Below are 22700 nucleotides of genomic sequence, written 5' to 3' on the forward strand. Positions count from 1 at the left end.
TAGGGCCCTTCCTTTTTTAATTTAAAGAATAGTTACACTAACACGCTTTCCCAAACCTCGGAATATTTTGTATAATGTCGGTAACCGCACATCACATTTCCCATTTTCAATCCGTGAGATATAACTTTTCTTCGTTCCGATCCTCTCTGCCAGTTGCTGTTGGGTAAGACCTGCTTTCAAGCGTTCTTCTTTCAGACGTTCGGCCAAAATAAAAGCGTCGGATTCTTCCTCAAACTGATCACGCTCGGGAGTACCGACAGGACCGTATTTTACGTTCAATAATTCATCAAAAGTATCACACTGCATTATTTGTTGCTGTTTCTCTTTGCTCAAATATTCTTCTTTCATAACTTATTTTCCTTTCTTCTCCTTAAAATACTCATTCATAATTTTCTGGGCTTTCTTTATTTGTCGATGCGGTATTTTCTGAGTTTTCTTCTGAAAACCATTAAACAACACCACAACCTGCCCCTCATCTAGGCAACAGAAAATCCGATAAATATTACTTTCACTTTCTATACGAATTTCATATAGACCTTTCACTTCTACTATATGCTTAAAGTATTTTGCAGGAATCATATCCTCAGTCAAAATTACTTTCATCACATAATCGACTTTTTTCTCCACATCTACTGATAACGCATTATAAAACTCGTTGAAATAATGCCTATACAAAAGAATCTCTCGTCTCTTTTTCATAGCTAAGATATTATTAATACTAGTTGCAAAGTTAACTAATTAATCAACTTTGTCAACAAATTTGCCTATCATTATCACCCTCCTTGATTAAATATTATTAATAAGGCTTACACCGCTCCTACCGGGAAAAATACTACCTTTGCCAACTGCATTATCCGAGAAGGAATAACGTTAGTTTCATGGTAAAAAGAATTCGATTAATATTACTGTTGGTTCTGTTACAAACAGTGACCGGTATTTCCATTTTATGTGCACAGAGCATCACCTCTGCCTCCGGTATTGTAAAGGATTCAATCACCGGAGAACCTCTGGGGTTTGTTTCCGTCTATTTCGAGGGTTCCACCATAGGTGCAATGACCGATGACAACGGAGCTTTCACTTTACAGAACGACAAAGGATACAACAAGTTAGCTATTGCATCATTGGGATACGATACAAAAACATTAGATCTCAAAACAGGACAGAAGAACGACGGTCTGATGATTGCTCTCCGTCCCACCGCATTTGAAATATCCGAAGTCGTAGTAAAACCCAAAAAAGAAAAATACACCCGTAAAGACAATCCGGCAGTCGAACTGATCAAGAAAGTAATCGAACATAAGAACGATAACCGTATCGAGTCGAAAGACGAATACCAAACGGAAGTTTACGAAAAGCTATCCCTCTCTCTGGACGATTTCAACCCGAACTTTGAGAAAAACAAGTTCATGAAGAAATTCAAATTCATCAAGAACTATTTGGATACGTCTGAATTTAACGGCAAGCCTATCCTAACCCTTTCCGTTCGTGAAACAATTGCAGACAGGTATTACCGGAAACAGCCGAAGACCGAAAAAACGATTGTCAAAGGTAAACGCATGCAGGGTGTCGACCAGACATTAGACGATGGCGGCGGCATCACTTCCAACCTGGAAGAGATATTTCAAGGAATCAATATTTTCGATAATAATATCAATATCCTGCTAAACCGTTTTGTCAGCCCGTTATCCTCTACCCTTGCTACCAGCTATTACAAATACTACATTATGGATACGCTGGATATCGGAGGCGATCGATGCGTCGATCTGGCTTTCGTTCCGGTCAACAGCCAAAGTTATGGTTTCACCGGAAGATTATACATAACATTGGACGGCAATTATGCACTGAAGAAATTTCTGCTTAACACGCCGGTCAATATCAACCTCAACTGGGTCGACAAACTCCGTATCGAACAGGAATTCGAACGGATGCCGGACAGCACCTGGGTAGTAAAGAATGAGAACACCTATGTCAACTTCTACCTGGTAAAAGGAGCACAGCAACTCTATGCGCACCAGCTCCGCAATTACGATAAATACAATTTCAATATAGAACAAGCAAAGGCTGATTCGGTTTTTAATCTGTTAGGCTCGCTTCATACATTACCTATAGCGATCGAACAAACAGATACATTCTGGATCAATAACCGCCATGTACCGCTGAAAGAAAAAGAAAATGCCCTGGACGATCTGTTGGCACAACTCCGGAAAGTTCCGGCATTCAATGTAATCATCAAAACAGCGGAAATCCTTATATCCGGTTATATCCCGACAGCCGGAGACAAGAAATCAACCAAATTCGACTTCGGTCCGATGAATACCACCATCAGCGGTAACAGTCTGGAAGGTGTCCGCCTGCGTGTCGGCGGTATGACAACGGCAAATCTGAGCCCTTACTGGTTTGCCAGCGGCTATCTTGCTTATGGGACGAACGACCGTAAATTAAAATATAACGTAAAGCTGACCCACAGTTTTAACAAGAAACTCTACCATGAAGGAGAAAGTCCGGTCAACAACCTCTCTTTCATCCAGGAATATGACGTATATACTCCCGGACAGGATTTCCTATTCACCAGTAAGGATAATATCTTCGTTGCCTGGAAAGTCGGTGAACCTGTGACAAAAATGCAGTACATCCGCAAATCCATGCTCCAATACGAAAAGGAATGGCTGAATGGCCTCACCTGGAGATCATGGGTGTACAACCAGAACAACCAGGCAGCCGGAACACTTAAATATATCCAGCAGGAAGCAGACGGCACATTGATCCACAAAAAAGACATCACCACGTCTGAAATCGGTACACAATTCCGCTTTGCCCCGGGTGAACGTTCCTATGACGGACGTTCGGGAAAAGAATCGGTATTCAACCTGTCGAAAGACGCCCCCATCTTTAAACTGTCGCACCAGTTGGGTATTAAAGGCGTTTTGGGAGGAGAATATAACTATAATCATACGGAGATTAGTGCCGAAAAGCGTATCTGGTTATCCTCATTCGGTCACATCGATACACAGTTGAAAGCTGGAAAAGTATGGAACAAAGTTCCTTTCCCGTTACTGATACTGCCAAATACGAACCAGTCTATCACGATCCAGCCGGAAGCATTCCACATGATGAACGCACTGGAGTTCGTGACCGACCAGTATGTATCATTCAATGCAACCTATTATATGAAAGGCTGGATACTGAACCGTATCCCGGGTGTCAAATGGCTACGTCTGCGTGAAGTAATCTCTTTCAACGGTATTTATGGCGGACTGACAGACAAGAATAACCCGACAATGACTCCCGGATTGTTTGTCCTGCCTGACGGCACACGTCCTTTAGGCAAAACTCCATATATGGAAGCCAGTGTCGGTCTGGAAAATATTTTCAAGATTCTTCGTATAGACTATTATCGCCGGTTAACTTACCTGGACGAACCTAATATTAAGAAAGGAGGGGTGCGTATTGCGTTACGATTCTCCTTCTAACTCCCCTTTGAATCATGCACCGAATGCATGGGCTTTGATACCCTTGCTGGTATTCCTGTTCACTTATCTGGTTGTTTCCATACTGGCAGGAGATTTCTACAAAATGCCGATTACAGTTGCCTTCGTCATCTCTTCGGTAGTGGCGATTGCCATGTCCAAAGGGGGAAAACTATCCAATCGCATCGAACAATTCTGTCGCGGAGCGGCCAACAGCAACATTATGCTCATGGTCCTTATCTTCATATTGGCCGGAGCCTTTGCCCAGACAGCCAAAGCTATGGGAGCCGTAGATGCAACAGTGAACCTGGCAATGTCCATACTGCCCGGAAACCTGCTGGCTGCCGGTATCTTCCTGGCCGCTTGTTTTATATCCATCTCTGTCGGAACCTCTGTGGGAACAATCGTAGCCCTGGCACCGGTAGCTGTCGGGATTGCCGCAAAGACAGGGATGCCTGATGCTTTGATGTTGGGAGTTGTCGTGAGCGGTGCCATGTTCGGCGACAATTTGTCTTTCATCTCCGACACGACTATTGTGGCTACCCGTACACAGGGATGCAACATGAACGATAAATTCAAAGTGAATATCCGTATCGCCCTCCCCATCGCGATCCTGACAGGTATTATATATGTAATAGTAGGAAGCGGCATAGACAGTAGTTATACTGCAGGAACAATCGAATGGGTAAAAGTGGTCCCTTATCTGGTCGTTCTAGTTGCAGCCATTTGTGGAGTAAATGTTATGCTGGTATTATTCATCGGTATACTGCTATCGGGTGTTGTCGGACTGCTGACCGGCGGCTTCGATATATGGGGCTGGACGGCATCGATGGGTCTCGGTATAACCAATATGGGAGAACTGATCATTGTGACCCTATTGGCTGGTGGCATGCTGGAAATGATACGTTACAATGGCGGGATCGACTGGATCATCCTCAAACTGACTTCACATATCCGCTCTTCGAAAGGTGCAGAATTAAGCATTGCCGCATTGGTCAGCTTTGCCAATCTGTGTACGGCAAACAATACGATCGCCCTGATCATGGCCGGACCGATAGCTAAAGACATAGCAGACCGTTTCAAAGTCGATCCGCGTCGTAGCGCAAGTATCCTGGATATCTTCTCTTGCTTCATACAGGGAATTATCCCCTACGGAGCACAATTACTGATGGCTTCCGGACTGGGCAACGTCTCCCCCATCGAGGTTATGCAATACTTGTATTATCCGTACTTATTAGGATTCGGAGCACTATTGGCGATACTCTTAGGATATCCAAGAAAATACAGTAACCTGAAAAAATAAACCTAGCTAGAACTATCACACTGGGATATCTCATTTTATTTTTGAGTATAAAATGCTAAAATCTTAGAGTTATTTAAACCATTTTCATATATTTGCAATCGTTTTGGTGATAGAATCGTTTTCAACGATTCTATAAAAGGGAATCCGGTTAAAATCCGGAACAGTACCCGCTACTGTGAAACTCATAAAAAGGAAAGTTCCTCATACCACTGTCTTTTCAAGATGGGAAGGTTGCTTTCTGAGTTAGTCAGGAAACCTGCCAAATTAGTGATAACCAATTTCTCCCGGGGTTTGGAGAAGTTATTGAAAAAGAATATTTTATATTCAATACACTTAATTCATTAATTATTCATGAAACAATCTTTATTGTTCCTGCTCACTGTGTGCGGGATTATTTTGTCGGGCACGAATGAACTTGCAGCCCAGAAGAAAATAGCGGAAGAGGATACTACTTTTGTACTTAGTGATGTACACATCATTTCCAAAAAAATCAATAAAAGTTCCATCCTCCCTATTCCTGTTCCTGTCAAATTTGTTCCTTTAAACACTTTAAAAGTCAATGCCGACTTTCTGGAAGCACGAGAAATCACCGATATTGTCAATGCTACGCGCTTCATGCCTTCTGTAAAGACACAAACGTTATACGGAGGTTTCCAGGTCGTTCATATCCGTGGTTTCTCTCACCAGTTGATGACCATAGACGGTGTCCCCGACCAACGTTCATTCATCACCTCCATGCCGATACATGACTTATCGAATATCGAAAGTATGGAGTTACTGAGAGGTCCGGCTTCTGTTTTATTCGGTCAGTCTGTTGTAGGCGGGGTTCTGAATGTCACACGCAAACAACCGACAAGAGATACGCATGTCAAAGCAAAAGTCGGCGTAGGGTCATTCAACGAGAAAAATGCTTACTTTGGCATGTCCGGCAAGCTGGTTGGACCGCTCACCTACTATGCATCAGTGAACTACTCCAACTCGGACGGATGGCGTGACAACGGGGTCGAACGCTTCTCCGCCTATTTTACAACCGAAGCACAACTGACAGAAAAAGATAATCTTCAATTGACCTACAATTTCTCGAAAGATAAATATGACACCGATGCAGGACTGCCCAAACTCATGGCAAATGACATATACGACCTGTCCGGTAAATTGTACCTGAATAAATTTGAAAGCCTGCCGGGACTGGACAGGTCTGCCCGCTATAATAACGAATCCGACTTTCTGAAAAACAGGTCGCAGGATATCACTTTACGATACGAACACATATTTAATGACAACATAAAACTACGTGATGTGGCCTCTTTCCGATATGACAATATCGACTATTTCTGCACGGAAGGTCTTTCTTATCTGGAAAGTAACGATCCTATCTATAATCATTATTACATGAAAAACGATAAAAAGGTCTACATTAATTTAGATACCGTCACCAACTCAGGACCATTGCGTTTCAATCATGTGACCTACGGTTATTCCAATCAATTGGATCTGCTGGGCAAATTCGAAATCGGTTCGATAAAAAACAATTATAATATAGGCTATTCTTATAATTACCTGCATCGCCCTTCTTACGGTTGGACCAGAGACAAGGATATTTATGGTCCCGGATACAAATCCCTAATCCCTGTCCACAATCCCTATTCCGGAGGTTTTATCGGAGCCAACCTGTCTAAAGTGTCAATCTCAGACAGAAAAAGCCACGGTATTTATCTATCCGATATCGCCGACATACTTGACAACTTCAAGGTTATGTTATCAGGCCGCTATGATATTTATCGGTATCGTTCGGTCTCCTCTATTCCGCTTATTGAAGGAACAATGGATTGGGAATCTGTCCCGGATGATAAATACTCATCCATTCGCAACAATGCATTTTCCTATCGTGTAGGTGCCGTTTATCTTCCTATACCGGATTTGTCCCTTTATGCATCTGTCGGCTCGTTCTTTAAACCGAACAATACGATTTATACCGACAACACGGTCTATCTAAATAAAAACGGAGATCGGTATAATCCTAAAGACGGTGGTGAAGTATTCGTTCCGGAAGACGGATATCAGGTAGAAGCCGGCTTCAAATACGACTTCAAAGGTTTTGCTGCCAACGCTTCCTATTTTTATATCCGGAAAAACAATATCGTAACCAGCCTGGGAACCATAGAAGAGGATAATGCAACCAAAACAGTAAAAGGTCAGGTCGGAAAGATGAGTTCCCAGGGTTTCGAAGTCGACCTGTCTTACACGTTCCGGTCATTGCTTCTGAAAGCCGGCTATTCCTATACAGATGCTCATATAGGAAAAATTGCATCCAACGACTATCTGGAAACGAACAGCGACAGAGGAAATCAATATACATACGTCCCTAAAAACCAATTCTTCTTCACAGCCGACTATACATTCATAAAAGGATTTCTCAAAGGACTGGGAGGCTCTTTCTCTCTGAACTATCAGGATAAAGTCTATGCAAATATCACGGACAACCTGACTTTCGACAGTTATTGGATGACAGATTTATCTCTGCATTACAAACTGCTCAATAACATCACCATACTGGGTACCATCAATAATCTATTTGATGCACATTACACAGCATCAGCTTTGGGAACTCAGTTCATGCCTGGTGCAGAACGTAATTACCGACTTTCATTAACTTATTCTTTCTAAACTACAGAATGAAAAAAGTATATTCAATCATTTATAAATTGCATAAGATACTGAGTGGAATACTCAGTATCTTATTCATATTATGGTATGTGTCCGGACTGGTCATGTTGTATCATCCTTTTCCGCGGCTGAATGATACGATACGCCCCGTCAAAGAAGTCGACTATGCCGTAACTGATTCTCTGTGGCAGCAAGTACCCGCGACATTCAGGAGTTGCCAGTTCATTTTTTCAGGGAATCATCAATTAATAAAAGTGGACGGGGAAGTTCTAGGAGCCTATCACCCGACCAAAGATGATATCCTCTCGATAGCCGATGATTACAACATCATAATTCATCATATCGATACACTCGCAGATATCGACAGATGGATTCCATTCAATCGATTAATGAGCCACCTCCCTATTTACCGACTGGTCAGTAACGAAGAAGATTATCTGTATATTTCCTCACAAACGGGCGAAATACTCCAGTATAATACTAAAAAAGCACGGTTGTGGGCATATGTCGGAGCAATTCCCCACTATGTCTATTACAAACCGTTAAGAAGGGATTCCGAGTTATGGAAAGATGTAGTAATCCTGCTGTCAGGTATAGCGACCATCTCGGTCATCCTGGGACTTATTATATCCATCCGCTTCCTGATCAAAAGAAAAAGATTGAAACTTTTTCGAAAAGCAACCTGGCAAACCCATTACCTGTTCGGGCTTATATCCGGTATTTTCATGTTCGCTTTTATTTTCAGCGGAATGATGTCGCTAGCCAAAGTTCCGGAAATATTGATCGAGAGACATCCTTATAAAGCACCTCTTCTTGAAAAAAGCCATTATGACATACAGGCTTTGCCGTCTCATTTCAAAAGATGTGATTTGGCAGACGACATAAAACCGATATTTCGAAGTTATATCACAGAAAAAATGGAAATATCTCCGGCTACACTAACCAACGGGGTATCCATCACCTCCAATGAAGTGGAAGAAATAATTAATAGCAGATTACAAGAGGACGTCTTATCGACTGAAACAGTGGTTAATGACTGGTTTTATTATCAGAATGGAGAAAAAGGATTCAAAACAGAAACTACTCACCATTCCGTTTACTGGAACGAGAAAGGTTATTTTAAAGTAATGGATAGGAATTCAAAAGCCAGATATATTTGTTATCAGGTACTGCATACATTCAAAATACCTTTCTTAAATACAAAAGAGCCACTGCGACTGACAGCGATGTGGATACTATTATTATCCGGATTAGTGATTGTCATATCAGGAACTATTTTATCCTACCGGATTGTCAGGAAATAAACGCAAAAAAGGCCATCCATCACGGACAGCCAATCTTCATTGTTAACCTTAAATCTAATACCATGAAAAACACAGTGCAAATATAGAGGTTTTATGTTATGCAGCATAACATTTGGCTTGTTTTTCTCATTTGATTAATATAGTTTAACAAAAACATGCTGCAAAACATTGTTTTTGCAGCATGTTTGTCCTTCATATAGTATGAGGTCCCGGGTCAAGGCCGCCAGGACAGAGCTGACGATCTGATTGACTCATATCTGATAATATCTTCTATCAGGTATTCGCTCTTTTTTCATTTACAACAAATATCCGTCCTTTTCTTATTATTTATATATTTGTTTTCTAAAAACCAATCGTTCGATAGCCGTCCTCTATTCATTCGACAGTTATCGAACGAATGGATGACAGCCGTTGAACAAGTAGAGAACAGCTATCGAACGATTAGTTTTTAGTGAGAAAAGAATTTGTTACTTTAAAATAACACCATATAATCTATGAGCGCACAGTATGACCTGTATGAAACACCTTCACCTAAAGGAAAAGAGACAAGAAATCACTGCACGCCCGCATTTATCCTAAAAATGTGGCTAAAGCCGAAAAAGAGAAACATCTTGTAAACCGTCAGTTAAAACTGACGACAAATGAACCTGTTATGGTGAAGTCCTATAATGGTGAAGCCTGATATAAACGCAAAAAAGGCCATCTTCACAGACAGCCAATCTTCATTGTTAACCTTAAATCTAATACCATGAAAAACACAGTGCAAATATAGAGGTTTTATGTTATTCAGCATAATTTCCGCGAGAAAAATGCTTTATCTTAACATTGTTTAGCTAAAACATGCTCTACAACATAAAAAAAGAAAGGGACATCCGAAACCGGACATCCCCTCTCATCACCATACCTCTTATAATATTATTTACCGAAACGTTCTTTCAGTTTAGCGATCATGTCACGAGTCATTGTATCCAGATCGTAAGTAGGTTTCCAATCCCATTCTTCACGTGCACAAGTATCGTCCAGTGAATTAGGCCATGATTCAGCGATTGCCTGACGCAACGGATCGACCTTGTACTCCATCTGCAATTCAGGAATATATTTCTTGATGTTGTTTGCGATAATTTCCGGATCGAAGCTCATAGAAGCAATGTTGAATGAGTTACGATGTACCAAACGAGTCGGGTCAGCCTCCATGATCTGGATAGCAGCATGCAAAGCGTCCGGCATGTACATCATATCCATAAATGTACCGGCAGCAATCGGACATTCGAACTTTTCACCCTTTACAGCTGAATAATAAATATCCACGGCATAGTCAGTCGTACCACCACCCGGAGGAGTTACATAAGAAATCAATCCCGGGAAACGAACCGAACGGGTATCGACACCGAAACGGATGTTATAATAGTCGCTCAACAACTCACCGGAAACTTTAGTAACACCGTACATCGTACGCGGGTTACGGATCGTATCCTGCGGAGTTTTGTCTTTCGGAGTGTTGTTACCGAATACACCGATAGAACTCGGAGTAAATACGGCACAATGCATTTCGCGAGCCACTTCCAAAACGTTAAACAAACCACCCATACCGATCTTCCATGCCAACTGAGGCTTTGCTTCAGCTACGGCAGACAGTAATGCTGCCAGGTTATAGATCGTGTCGATTTTATATTTGGACACTGTTTCAGCGATCTGCTGTTCATTTGTTATATCAACAAGTGCAGAAGGTCCTGATTCCAATAGTTCACCTTTGGGTTCCGCACCGGAAATATAACCTGCTACAATGTCACCATTGTAACGTTTTCTCAACTCCATGGTTAACTCTGAGCCGATCTGACCGGTAGAACCGATAATTAATACATTTTTCATTGCGTTTCTATTGTTCTTTTAAGTTTTTTCTGCGACAAAGGTATAGAGAATAAAATTGTTCTTGCACGATTTTCTTGTGTTTTTTCATGCTAATATTCAAAAAAAAATATGACCTTTGCTTCATCAGTTGACAGTTGACTATTAACAGTTGACAGTTCTTTGTAACAAAAACGAACTAACTGTCACTTTCCACTTTCAACTGTTAACGAAATTGTCTACTTGATTCAAAAATACTAACAAAAAACAAAGTTATGTACGGTAAACTGAAAGATTTCCTTACACAGGAACTGGCTAACATCAAAGCAGCCGGATTGTACAAAAACGAGCGTATTATTACTACGCCTCAAAGAGCCGACATTAAAGTAAATGCCGGAAGTGATGTTTTAAACTTCTGTGCCAACAATTACCTTGGTCTGTCAGACAACCAACGTCTGATCAAAGCTGCAAAAGATGCTATGGATACTCACGGATACGGAATGTCGTCCGTTCGTTTCATCTGCGGAACACAGGATTTGCACAAACAACTGGAAGCTGCTATTTCCGATTATTTCAAAACGGAAGATACTATTCTGTATGCTGCTTGTTTCGATGCAAACGGAGGTTTGTTCGAACCGTTGTTCGGCGAAGAAGATGCTATCATCTCCGACTCACTGAACCACGCTTCTATCATCGACGGTGTACGTTTGTGTAAAGCAAAACGTTATCGTTATGCAAACGCCGATATGGCAGATCTGGAACGTTGTCTGCAGGAAGCTCAGGCTCAGCGTCACCGCATCATTGCAACAGACGGCGTGTTCTCTATGGACGGCAATGTTGCTCCGATGGATAAGATCTGCGAACTGGCAGAAAAATATGATGCACTGGTAATGGTTGACGAATCTCACTCTGCCGGTGTTGTCGGTCCGACTGGCCACGGTGTGGCAGAACAATATAATGTATATGGAAAAGTAGACATCTTTACAGGTACATTAGGAAAAGCATTCGGTGGTGCAATGGGTGGTTTCACTACAGGTAAAAAAGAAATTATCGACATGCTTCGCCAGCGTTCACGTCCTTATCTGTTCTCTAACTCGGTAGCACCTGCTATTGTCGGAGCTAGTCTGGAAATGTTCAAGATGCTGAAAGAAAGCGATGCACTGCATACCAAGTTGATGGGTAACGTATCTTATTTCCGCGATAAGATGCTGGCTGCCGGCTTCGATATCAAACCGACTCAGTCTGCTATCTGCGCAGTTATGTTGTACGATGCTAAATTATCTCAGGATTTTGCTGCCAAGATGCAGGAAGAAGGAATCTATGTAACAGGATTCTATTATCCGGTAGTTCCGAAAGATCAGGCACGTATCCGCGTTCAGTTGTCTGCCGGACATGAAAAAGAACATCTGGACAAGGCGATCGCTGCATTTATCAAAGTTGGTAAAGAGTTGAACGTTATCAAATAATAAATAAAAAAAGAAGCGGGACATCAGATGTTACCGCTTCTTTTCTTTCTAAAACAATCTATTAACCTATAAATATACGCGTTTTCAATAATTATTATCTTCCTCGCCATCCACGAGGTTGTTCAGTTCAAACTCCAGACTTACCAGGTCTTTCTTCCACGAACTCAAAATATGGGAAGGAGTATCCTTCGAAGCTTTATCTATCTTTGCCTGAATATTGGAAACTTCCAACTCCAGCCTTTCTCGTCTGTTCATATCTCTTATTATTTATCGCCTGTTTAACAATCTCTCAATTATTAAACAACGGTGCGGAGCAATATGTTTATGATAACCCGGAAAGATTTCCTATCTTTGTGATCCAAAATAATCGACAATAATTTATGCAGCTTAGTAACTATCACAGTCATTGTACATTCTGTGACGGGCGTAGTACGCCTGAAGACTTTGTCAAGTTCGCTATATCCCATGGATTCCGGGCGTATGGATTTTCATCGCATTCCCCCCTGCCCTTCGAAACATTCTGGAATATGTCGAAAGATGATATGCCCGAATATCTGGCAGAAATAAACCGGCTGAAAGCTAAATATAGTGACCGGCTGGAAATATATACAGCTCTGGAGATCGACTATCTGGATGAAACTTATAATCCTTCCATCGCCTATTTCCAGGAGTTACCGTTGGATTACCGCATCGGCTCCATTCATTTTCTTCCTGTTTCGGAACATTTGAGTGAAGAGAATATGGTCTGCATCGACGGCTCTTTTACGGATTATAAAGCAGCCCTCGATCGATATTTCGATGGTGATATCCGTAAGTTGGTGACCCGCTATTTCGATTCTACCCTAAAGATGATCCAGGCAGGAGGAATCGATATTGTTGGGCATATGGATAAAATCTATATGAACGGACACAAATGCGAAAGCTTCTCTTTTGATGCGGACTGGTATCAGAAACCGTTCAGGGCTACTCTCGATCTGATCGCTGAAAAAGGATTGATGGTAGAAGTAAACACCAAGAACCTGGTTAAGAAACAGCAGATATTCCCCCGGAAAGAATACCTCGGATTACTGAAAGAGATGAATATCCCGGTAATGGTCAATTCTGATTGCCATTATCCCGATCTGGTGAATGACGGACGGGAAGAAGCATTTAATATACTAAAAGAACTCGGTTTCAAAGCTACCCGCGAACTGGTGAAAGGGAAATGGGAAGATATACCTGTTATTTCTGACTAATGGTTCAATAATTATAACTGAAAGTTCCCGACTATATACGACACCGATATTGACTATTTGTACAGAATAGACAAAGTAAAATCCTCTAACAAGTTTGCTGAAATTTATTCCAATAAACTTATTAGAGGATTTTATTTTATCGGGCAGAATTAGCTCAATCAGACAACGGATTCAAGTCATTCATTCTTTTATAAATATGTTGATTTTCCTTTGTAGACGGATTAAGCATAACAGGGATTGGCAACTGATAAGTTTCAACCAATCGGTCTATTTGTTCTACTTTCACGGCATTCCGGTCAAACATGATATCAAAATCAAATACCATTTTACCCGGACAATCGACTAAAAAATTAACTACCCATACATTATTATATAGCATAGCATAAAGATCCTTATTTTCCGGAGCTGTTTTAATTCGCGAACAAAAATGATGTCCTCCGAAATTTATTAAAGGAGTTGAAACAGAAGACCAAATTCGACTTCCATCCTTTGCCCCATATTTAACCCAGTTGTCTGTAACGAAAAAGTCTTTACAGGAATTAGGCAAATGGTCTTCATAAGGGACAAAAGGTACTCCCCCATTTGTCGCTAACAATTGATCGGCTTCTTTGGGAAAAGGAAATCTAAGATAAAAGATTTCCGGATCTTCTGAAGAAATTCTGTCAAATACAAAATTAATGTGTATACGCGGAATTTCTTTAAATATCTCAGCCGTACGTACCATACCTTTTACCCTGGGGTGATTGAGCGGTTGAGAAATTAACCAACTATGAGGTGTTTCAGTTATAGTTGCTTTTCCCGCAGCCGAAGCCCAAAGCTCACTTGTTATGTCCTTTACCTTCGTACTTCTGGCACTATCATCCAAATGTATGTACTCACCTAACGACCAGCGGTTTGAATCTTTGATATCCAATGTCATAAAATCAGCCAGACCTTCTGTGAATAATGGTTGATTCATTCCTTTCCAAATAGCAGAAGTGATCCAGTTGTTTGCATCGAATGTTAGTACCGGCAGATCTGATACCGTTTTTTCTACAATAGACTCTTCCTTCTGTAAATGAAAATATTTATAACTTTCCGGCTGAAAATTTTCTATCCAGAAACGTGTACCCTTTTCATTATGCAAAGGAATAATCTGTCCCGTCTCCACTTCTTTCACTGATTTATAATCTATCCCTCTGAAGCCATATTCTTCAAGAACAACCCAACCAGTATAGGGTGTTTTGCCAGTATTAGCAACATATAAACCTCCATCCTTCAGAGAATAAGCAGTTCTTAACTGGCGGGCAAGAAGCCACTTGGCTCTCTCCAAAGGATGATATGCAAATGTTCCCTTTTCGTTTAACTGTCCCATATTAAATAAGCTGTATGGATTACTAGATGTCTCATTGGAGGCAAATGTATGTTCGTAATAACGGCATAACATACGATTGATCTCTTTAACTTCCTGGTTTACTCCATCTTTACTATTTCCCCATACAGGTGATTCGGCTGCTTTAACAAAAAGTTTTGCTTGTCGAGCCGCTTGAAGCTCCCTGGGAGATGCCGCCAGGCCAAAGGACCACCAGTCCTGCCATTCACCGGACAACGTTTCTATCTGATTGCCGGCTTCTTTCTCAATCCTCTCCATTGCATTTGCTGCTGTTGTCAGATTCAGATATGGCTTCAGTCCCAGTTCATTCCATTTTTTCACGAAAGGAAGCAATTCAGCTGTAGGCCCGTCATTATCCATCCTCCACTGGTTCGTGAAAGAAATCGTTATAAAATCATAGGAATATCCTTTTTTCCTTAATTCCTCAATACGCTCAATGCACCTTTTATTCGCTTTTCTCACAGAGGTCTCATCGGCATTCAGCATATCTCCCTGACGAGGCCATGAAAACTGGGTTTCATTAGCCTGGTGTTGTCCCATACGCCACTCCTTATCTGCAAAAAACACATATCCTTCCCAATAAGGATATCCGGCCCACACCAATAATTTCCGGTTATCCGGCATTTTCCACCAAAAGGCTGTAGGCAATTTAAACGGCGATCCTCCCCAATGTGGATTGATACCGGTCCAAATGTACCGGATACCTTTATCCAGCAACCGTTTTGCTGCCGCACGCGGAAAACCGTTTACATCATGTTGCATACCTATCTGTGGAGTTATGGCGCTATCCAGTTCCTTCGGGATCCAGTCAAACATCTCATCCCACAAATTACTATTGATAAACGGAGCAATATGGAAAGGCATGTTATTCACTGCTATCTGTCCGTTCTTTATCATTTTCAGCATATCCTTTCTGCGTGAGGCGGAAGCCTCTTTCCACCATAAATAGAAAGGATCCAGCGCTTCGGCTGTCCACGTAAAACGTTCTCCGGGTTTATTATGCTGACTTTCCAAAGCCAAATCCAATGCTACATCGAGATATCTTTTATGTAAATCCACCGCTATTACAGGATGATCTGTATACCCATAATCTGTATGAGTACAGTGTACTATATCTACGTACTTAATACCTAGGGTATCCCGCTTGTTGTCGGATATATCGCTTTTCAGAGTAGCCTGCGCACAAAATGCGCAGGACAACACTGATAATACAATCAAAACATGTTTCATGTAAATACAAATTAAAATATGAATTACTATTTTATATCCGTTGCCCCTTGGTTGGCAACCATAGGCCAACCCGGATTTTGATAAATAGGCGAGTTAGAAACATCACCTCCTCCGGCAGAAATCATAAAATGCTGCATTGCAATCGGATATAAATAATGAGCCATCGTCCATTTATACCCGTCAATTGCCAACGACTTCGAATTTATCTCATAAGGTCTCAGATATTTGCTTAACTCAGGAGAAGACACATTCGCATTGGCCAAATCGCGTCCATAGATCAATTGACTAGTACCATTCTTGTCTTTATACCAGTCTTGCATGGTGCCCCATAATTTAAAACCCTCTATATGGTAAGGAGTGGTCATCATCTGATCCATTGCTCTCCATCTTTTCAAATCCATAAAGCGTAAAGCTTCAGCCATTAACTCACACCGACGTTCACGGCGGATATTATATAATGTAGCATCGATCAGAGATCCGGCGGAATAAGCTCCCCAGTCGTTTTTAGCTTCTTCCGCCATATTAGTTGCCGCAATTGTCAAATTATAATCTTCGTTTACATTTGCCCGGCGACGGATTGCCTTCCAATAGGCCGATGCCGTATTATCGATCGATCCGGTCTTTTCATAACAAGCTTCAATATAATTCAAATAAGCTTCTACTCCCCTAAAAGTAATAGAACCGGTAAAACCACCTCCGTTTACACATTGAGCCTGATCGAAACTACCCCCTTTTCTCAAACTATAGCCTGTAGAATAAGTTCCTTCAGCCGATGGTTTCAATATTTCAGGATAAGGTTCAATAGGTATGGCGAAATCGCCTTCACTGGATTCATAAAGGATATTTTTCTGACCCGGTTCTTTTAAGAATAATGTCAACCGGTCGTCTCTATCCTTACGTACATCGAATATTGTTTCATCTCCCGCATATCCCGAACCGGAAACATATACAGGTAATCCGTTATTCATCAAAAAGCCATCAACCATTCCACGTGTCAATCCAATGCCATAGTTTCCATGTTGTGCATCTACCGGAACATTATGTGTGACTCCCAGCCCTTTATTATATTGCCGCCAGAGGAGCACCTCGCTGTAACCTGACATGTCTACATCGCTAAACATCTCTACGTAAGGGTTTATCGGGTCGGTAACGCTTTGTTGCAAAATTCCATTATTAGAAACCAGTTGAACATTGTCAGCCACAAGTTTTGCCGATTCCATTGCAATACTCAAAAAATAATCTATCTCCGCATCGATATCGCCCGACTGAAAAGTATAAGACGCATTATACTCTTTCTCTTTTCCCGGCCATCCCGGTCCATTAGGAACAAACGCCGTATTTTTAAAATACTTCAACCAAGTACCTTCATAAAGGGCAACTCTTGATTTAAAAAGCAATGCGACTTCTTTAGATATCCTGTTTTTATTTTTATCCAGATTATTAGCCATTAATACAATGGCAGAATCCAGGTCTGAAATAATAAAACGGGCAACTTCCGTATGAGGAGCACGTTTACTGGCCTCTACCAAAGGCTCCATCTGATCAGGAAGCACATCCCGGATAATCGGATAATCACCAAACAATTGCATTCTTTTAAAATATTCGTGAGCCCGCAGGAAATAAATTTCACCAATATAATGGTTGATATACTCTTTATTCCCTGTTATTTCTCCGGATTTCCATTTAGGTAATACATTTCCCAGAAAATAGTTACAGCTATATATCACACTGAAGTTCCAGTTATTGGCATCATTCTGCTCTACCTTCCATTGTCCCGGAACATACTTGTTATCGTATGTCTTACTTGCCATATTATCAGTATTCCTATCTTCCCCGAAAGAGCCATATCCTCCACTATGAGAAGGAAGAACCGTCGGATACAAGCCATTGGCATAAGCTGCTAACTGGGATTCTTCCGTCAGATACTTTTCTGGCGTCACCAAAGATAAAGGAGACTGATCCAGATAATCATTACAAGACGCTAGAGTGGTTGTCAATACAATAGAGAAGACAGACCTTATTATATTATTTATTTGTTTCATGGTTTTCTACAAATTACAAATTAACACTCAGACCCAAAGAGATGGTTTTAGATAACGGATACACACTACCACTGTAACTATCTCCATTCTTCCAACCTCCATCAATTGTTTCAGGGTCAAATATTTTACTCATCCGGGTTCCGGTCCAAAGATTCTCTCCCGATATATAAAAACGTAGTTTACTTATATGAATCCTCTCTGTTAACGAGTTAGGCAATGTATAGCCAATTTGTAGATTCTTTAAACGAATATAAGAGGCATGTTGCAAATAGCGAGTTTGAGTTTGCAGATTCTTCCCATTACCAAAATTAGGTCTGGGATAATACGAATCCAAATTTTGACCTAATGGATGATCTGCGCTCAAACGAAAATAATCTTCATGCTGAACAAACCCTGTAGATGCCCACTGATTACCAGTAGCCCCCCAGAAGAAATAACTACCCTGGAAATAATCACGTTTCATTATTCCCTGGAAAAATGCTCTGAAGTCAAAACCTTTCCAGTCAGCATTCAGATCGATACCAAATTGATAACGAGGGGTCGAGTTTCCTATCTTTTTCAAATCACCATGACTATTCAGGGTATTTGCTCCGTTATCTATTTTGCCGTCTCCATTAATATCGGCAAACATTATATCGCCAGCCTCCCATTTATTACCCAATGCATCTTGTCCTCCGTTTGGAAGTGAAGCCAGGTAAGTGTCCATTTCTTCCTGCGATTTTGCGATACCGAGAGTTGTATATCCCCATATCTCTCCCATCATTTGTCCGGTACGATACGTATCCAATCTTCCGGTTGTATTCGGATAACGGGTAATCTTTGTCTGAGAATCAGATAATATGAACTTCAGTCCATATCCGAGTCCATTTTTTAAACGGTCTGTCCATGCGATTTCAAAATCAAAACCATAGGTTCTTAAGTCTGTATTATTCGCTTTCGGGACAGCCGTACCTAAACTGACCGGTAGCTCAGGAGCCGGACCAACCATATCCAAAGTATTTCTAGTGTAATAATCAAAAGAAGATGTCAGGCGGTTGTTGAATGCACCGATATCCAAACCTATATTCCACGACTTCACTCTTTCCCAGGTTAATAAAGAACTGATAAGTCCCGGAGCCAATGCAGTATTAGGCTTAGCACCGTTAATCAGCCAACTGCCATTATTTGCCTTTACATCCATAATCTGATAAGTAGGATACCACGAACTCGTATTTTGATTTCCCAATTCGCCATAAGAGCCTCTCAGCTTCAATGTCCCCACATAGTCAGCCAAAGTTTCCCAGAACTGCTCACGAGCGATATTCCATCCCAACGAGAATGAAGGGAATAAATTCCAACGCTGTTCCTGTCGGTAACGGGAAGTTCCATCATACCTTAAATTTACTTCTGCCAGATATTTTCCATTAAAATCATAATTGATACGACCAAAGAAACCTGCAGTTGTCCAACGTTGATATTCACCATTCACAGCAGGTGTCACCATACCTCCGTTACTATCAGTTCCTGTTGTCAGGTCTACTGACGGTAAAGATGGGATAATGATGCCGTCCCGTTGTAATCCGAAAGCCGATTTCCTCATCATTTCAGACTGAAAACCGAACATTCCTTTAAAATTATGTCCCGATGCAAGGGAATGGCTATACTCTGTATAGGCATTTATATTCATGTAGTTTTCTTTCAGTTGATCCTCATGCACATTCGATGCTGTCTGATACAAATAAGGTTCACCGTTCACATCATGATTAAACAATTGCTGACTATCCCAATGACGATTAGCTGATTTAATTCGGTAATTAAAATCAACATACGTTTTCCAGTTCTTTATCGGTTCAATTGTCAATTGTCCCTGTTGGTAAAGATAATCGGTCTGAGTCCGATCCCGTCCGCCATCACGCAATCCTAAAGCCGGTGAAGGAGTAGAATAAAGATATCCGTTAGGGTCATATAAAACCAGGGTAGGCCATCCCTGCCGGGCTACATCCGAAAAGAAGGTCTCGGTCAAAGCAGAAGGACGTCCGAAATCCTCACGTATAAAACGATTACTATAATTCAGGGTAACCCAGTCATTTAACTTAATATTCATTTTAGCAGTTGCAGAATACCGATCATAGGTGTCCTGATTAAATACCATCAGACCATTTTGATCCAGATAGTTAAGCGAAGCATAATAATTAATACGTTCACTACCGCCATTTACGCTAAAATTATGTTCCTGTGAAAAAGTCCAGTCTCTATATAAAGCTTTATACCAATCCACATTATCATTACCATCAGAATATCCATCAGCCCAATACTGAGGATTGGTAGGACGGGGAATAGTAGAATTGGTTATTTTACCCTGCTGATAATCAAGAATACGCTGAAGGTGATCCGGAGAGAATTGCGGTTGTTGCCCATTATTAGTACATGCATCATTAAAATAAAGAGCAAATGTATACGAATCCATCATCTCTGGAAGCATTGTCGGTTGATTCCAACGGAAACTATTGTTATAGTTAATTACAGGTTTACCGGTTTTACCCGTTTTTGTCGTTACCAAAATAACACCGAACGGGGCACGCGAACCATAAACCGAAGAAGCAGCAGCATCCTTCAAGACGGATATATTCTCTATATCCTGAGGATTGATAGCATTAATATCCCCTTCCATCCCATCGATAAGGATAAGAGGTCCTCCCGTTGAACCATCTCCAATAGTAGCCGTTCCACGAATATTTATACTGGCCCTGTTCTCCAATCCTCCATTATTCTGTACGATCTGTAAACCGGGAACCATTCCTTGCAATGCCTGGGCGGCAGTCATTACAGGCCGTGCTTCCAAAGCTTCTGCATTTACCGTACCAACAGCACCTGTCAAGTTCACTTTTTTCTGAGTACCAAACCCGATAACTACCACTTCATCCAGCTTTTGTGTATCTTCTTCCAGCATTATTGAAAAAGTGCGTCGTGAACCAACTGGAACTTGCTGCTTGGAGTAACCGATATAAGAAACAATTAATACGGCATCTTGACCAGGCACCTTTAAATTAAAATGCCCATCCATATCGGTTACAGTTCCGCTGTTCGATCCTTGAATGACAATACTTACTCCAATCAGAGGTTCTCCTTTACTGTCAGTTACCGTACCTGAGATTTCCGAATCCTGCTGATGTACGACAGGAGATGCCTTGGGCATAATAACAATCCTGTTATTATCCAGAATCTTATAAGTTACCGGGGAACTTGAAAACAAAAAATTAAGAATATCTTCCATCTTCTTGTCTTTCACATTGAGAGAGACCTTTCTTTCTAAATCAAGAAACTGATCATTATAAAAAAAACGGAATTCACTCTGACTCTCTAACTTATCAAACATTTCCTTCACTGTGATATCCACATAGTTCACAGTAAATTTCGTATTCTGCGAATATACAGAAGCCGAAACACCCATAATAAATATCAAATTGAACACTAGAAATAACTTCATTATGCGCAATTGTTTTTTTTGTTCAATGCTTTTCATATATTTGTAATAGTTTTAAGTTTGACTTACCGGCTTATGACTAGTACTCCGGAAGTCAGATTCATAAATTAAATTTTGGGTGTGAAAGGTCTGCCAACCTTTCATGCCCACTTTTTTTCACATTCATACATTCCCCATAGGCAGTCCTCCTTTATTTTATTGTTTAATTAATTTCTCAAATTTCTCCTGTTGTTTCAGGTTCATCTTTATAATCACTTGTCCATTATCCATAGAATAGTCAATAGGAGATGTTAGTTTCACCATATCCAAAACTTCTTCAAGAGTTTCATCTACAATTGTTCCGCTAAATGTATGTTGTTGCAATTTATCTGCCGGATAAGTAAGAGTTACATGGTACCGGCTTTCCAGCATTTTAAAGAAATTCCCCAATGGTTCTTTTCTTATAGTCCATCGGGATTCTTTCCAGGTAGTATATTGAGCTGAAGGAGCATTCTCTACCGTAAAGTGATTCTCCCCTTTCAGATAGGAAGCAACCTGGTTGGGAGTCAATGTGACTGAAGTGACTTCTTTTCCATCGACAGAGTGAGCCGTTAACAACACGGATCCCTCCTCCAATGCTGTTTCCACTTTATTATCTTCCGGATACGACCTGACATTAAACATAGTACCTAAAGCCTGAACTGTGATTCCGGAAGTATGAACAATAAAAGGCAATTCCCTATTTTTTGCCACAACGAAATAAGCTTCCCCTTCCAGTTGAATATCACGTTCGCTTACACCATAATTCTTTGAATACCGGACATTCGATCCGGAGTTAAGCCATATACGCGTACTGTCAGGCAATGTTATATAGGCTTTGGATTTATCGGGAGTCGACATTTCGACCAGCATTGTAACATCGGAGGTATCTTTTTCCCAATAACCTTTACTGATAATACCTAACGAAAATGCCAGAATTAGCATCGCTGCTATTCGCAGCCAGGGTTTCAGGCGGATAATAGAAAATACCGGAGTTTTCTTCTTTACAGAAATTGCTTGCAACACATTCGTCCAGGCCTCATTGGCATCAAAATCCGGTTTATCTTTCAAAATGGAGGATACTTGCCAGATTCCACTTATTTCTTTCACTAGATTCCGGTGCTCCGGAGCTTCCTTCATCCAATGCTCTAAACGGTCTCTGTCCTTTCCGGAAAGAGTACCTGACAGATAATCGATCAATAACTGTTTGATGTGATCCGGTATATTATTTTTATCTTCCATGTCTATTCTATATGATGCGCACATATTTGTTGTGCTCTATATAGAA

Annotated in this window: 14 protein-coding genes and 1 riboswitch; of the genes, 6 read left to right on the forward strand and 8 right to left on the reverse strand. The window is 41.0% G+C overall.

The genetic code is table 11. The features are described 5' to 3' along the window. Positions 1-21: 21 nt before the first annotated feature. Entirely contained in the window at positions 22-348 is a 327-nt protein-coding gene (locus tag DXD68_RS18525) for a helix-turn-helix domain-containing protein (RefSeq protein ID WP_122362987.1), read from the reverse strand. 3 nt (positions 349-351) lie between these two features. Continuing rightward, complete coding sequence (locus DXD68_RS18530; RefSeq protein ID WP_122362988.1) at positions 352-699, reverse strand: type II toxin-antitoxin system RelE/ParE family toxin; 348 nt, start codon at positions 697-699, stop codon at positions 352-354. Between the two features lie 179 nt (positions 700-878). Here DXD68_RS18530 and DXD68_RS18535 point away from each other — a divergent pair, with 179 nt between their 5' ends. From DXD68_RS18535 to DXD68_RS18550, 4 genes are all read left to right on the forward strand, one after another. After that, positions 879-3470, forward strand: a complete 2592-nt coding sequence (locus DXD68_RS18535; RefSeq protein WP_122362989.1) for a DUF5686 and carboxypeptidase-like regulatory domain-containing protein — start codon at positions 879-881, stop codon at positions 3468-3470. Next, complete coding sequence (locus tag DXD68_RS18540; RefSeq protein ID WP_122362990.1) at positions 3448-4770, forward strand: Na+/H+ antiporter NhaC family protein; 1323 nt, start codon at positions 3448-3450, stop codon at positions 4768-4770. The genes DXD68_RS18535 and DXD68_RS18540 overlap by 23 nt, the downstream gene beginning before the upstream one ends. 87 nt (positions 4771-4857) lie before the next feature. Beyond that, positions 4858-5049, forward strand: a riboswitch (cobalamin riboswitch). Positions 5050-5121: 72 nt separating this feature from the next. Next, a complete protein-coding gene (locus tag DXD68_RS18545; protein WP_122362991.1) occupies positions 5122-7437 on the forward strand; it encodes a TonB-dependent receptor in 2316 nt (771 codons plus the stop codon). 8 nt (positions 7438-7445) lie between these two features. Further along, entirely contained in the window at positions 7446-8741 is a 1296-nt protein-coding gene (locus DXD68_RS18550) for a PepSY domain-containing protein (RefSeq protein WP_122362992.1), read from the forward strand. A 915-nt stretch (positions 8742-9656) separates the two neighbouring features. On the opposite strand, the gene DXD68_RS18555 is transcribed toward DXD68_RS18550, so the two are convergent. Then, positions 9657-10610: an NAD-dependent epimerase/dehydratase family protein gene (locus tag DXD68_RS18555; protein ID WP_122352562.1), complete on the reverse strand. Its 954-nt coding sequence runs from the start codon at positions 10608-10610 to the stop codon at positions 9657-9659. 251 nt (positions 10611-10861) lie between these two features. Between DXD68_RS18555 and kbl the strand changes: the two genes are divergently transcribed. Next, on the forward strand, positions 10862-12052 hold the full coding sequence (gene kbl / locus DXD68_RS18560; protein WP_122362993.1) for a glycine C-acetyltransferase: 1191 nt from the start codon (positions 10862-10864) through the stop codon (positions 12050-12052). 84 nt (positions 12053-12136) lie between these two features. Here kbl and DXD68_RS24340 read toward each other — a convergent pair whose 3' ends face one another. Beyond that, positions 12137-12307 (reverse strand): hypothetical protein, encoded by a 171-nt coding sequence (locus DXD68_RS24340; RefSeq protein ID WP_199715755.1) that lies wholly within the window; start codon positions 12305-12307, stop codon positions 12137-12139. Between the two features lie 125 nt (positions 12308-12432). Between DXD68_RS24340 and DXD68_RS18565 the strand changes: the two genes are divergently transcribed. Further along, positions 12433-13287, forward strand: a complete 855-nt coding sequence (locus tag DXD68_RS18565; RefSeq protein ID WP_122362994.1) for a histidinol-phosphatase — start codon at positions 12433-12435, stop codon at positions 13285-13287. Between the two features lie 154 nt (positions 13288-13441). Here the strand turns inward: DXD68_RS18565 and DXD68_RS18570 are convergent, their stop codons facing one another. From DXD68_RS18570 to DXD68_RS18585, 4 genes are all read right to left on the reverse strand, one after another. Then, positions 13442-15889, reverse strand: a complete 2448-nt coding sequence (locus DXD68_RS18570; RefSeq protein WP_122362995.1) for a hypothetical protein — start codon at positions 15887-15889, stop codon at positions 13442-13444. Positions 15890-15915: 26 nt separating this feature from the next. After that, positions 15916-17931, reverse strand: a complete 2016-nt coding sequence (locus tag DXD68_RS18575; RefSeq protein ID WP_122362996.1) for a RagB/SusD family nutrient uptake outer membrane protein — start codon at positions 17929-17931, stop codon at positions 15916-15918. 13 nt (positions 17932-17944) lie between these two features. Continuing rightward, entirely contained in the window at positions 17945-21397 is a 3453-nt protein-coding gene (locus DXD68_RS18580) for a TonB-dependent receptor (RefSeq protein WP_199715757.1), read from the reverse strand. 192 nt (positions 21398-21589) lie between these two features. Then, positions 21590-22654 (reverse strand): FecR family protein, encoded by a 1065-nt coding sequence (locus DXD68_RS18585; RefSeq protein WP_158585909.1) that lies wholly within the window; start codon positions 22652-22654, stop codon positions 21590-21592. Positions 22655-22700: the final 46 nt, after the last annotated feature.

The sequence above is a fragment of the Parabacteroides sp. TM07-1AC genome (assembly GCF_003480915.1).
In the GTDB taxonomy this organism is placed as follows: Bacteria; Bacteroidota; Bacteroidia; order Bacteroidales; family Tannerellaceae; genus Parabacteroides; species Parabacteroides chongii.

Bases quoted from the DNA above. Each gene is read 5' to 3' on its own strand.
- DXD68_RS18525 (WP_122362987.1), bottom strand. From the start codon at position 348: ATGAAAGAAGAATATTTGAGCAAAGAGAAACAGCAACAAATAATGCAG.
- DXD68_RS18530 (WP_122362988.1), bottom strand. From the start codon at position 699: ATGAAAAAGAGACGAGAGATTCTTTTGTATAGGCATTATTTCAACGAG.
- DXD68_RS18535 (WP_122362989.1), top strand. From the start codon at position 879: ATGGTAAAAAGAATTCGATTAATATTACTGTTGGTTCTGTTACAAACA.
- DXD68_RS18545 (WP_122362991.1), top strand. From the start codon at position 5,122: ATGAAACAATCTTTATTGTTCCTGCTCACTGTGTGCGGGATTATTTTG.
- DXD68_RS18550 (WP_122362992.1), top strand. From the start codon at position 7,446: ATGAAAAAAGTATATTCAATCATTTATAAATTGCATAAGATACTGAGT.
- DXD68_RS18555 (WP_122352562.1), bottom strand. From the start codon at position 10,610: ATGAAAAATGTATTAATTATCGGTTCTACCGGTCAGATCGGCTCAGAG.
- kbl (WP_122362993.1), top strand. From the start codon at position 10,862: ATGTACGGTAAACTGAAAGATTTCCTTACACAGGAACTGGCTAACATC.
- DXD68_RS24340 (WP_199715755.1), bottom strand. From the start codon at position 12,307: ATGAACAGACGAGAAAGGCTGGAGTTGGAAGTTTCCAATATTCAGGCA.
- DXD68_RS18565 (WP_122362994.1), top strand. From the start codon at position 12,433: ATGCAGCTTAGTAACTATCACAGTCATTGTACATTCTGTGACGGGCGT.
- DXD68_RS18570 (WP_122362995.1), bottom strand. From the start codon at position 15,889: ATGAAACATGTTTTGATTGTATTATCAGTGTTGTCCTGCGCATTTTGT.
- DXD68_RS18575 (WP_122362996.1), bottom strand. From the start codon at position 17,931: ATGAAACAAATAAATAATATAATAAGGTCTGTCTTCTCTATTGTATTG.
- DXD68_RS18580 (WP_199715757.1), bottom strand. From the start codon at position 21,397: ATGAAGTTATTTCTAGTGTTCAATTTGATATTTATTATGGGTGTTTCG.
- DXD68_RS18585 (WP_158585909.1), bottom strand. From the start codon at position 22,654: ATGGAAGATAAAAATAATATACCGGATCACATCAAACAGTTATTGATC.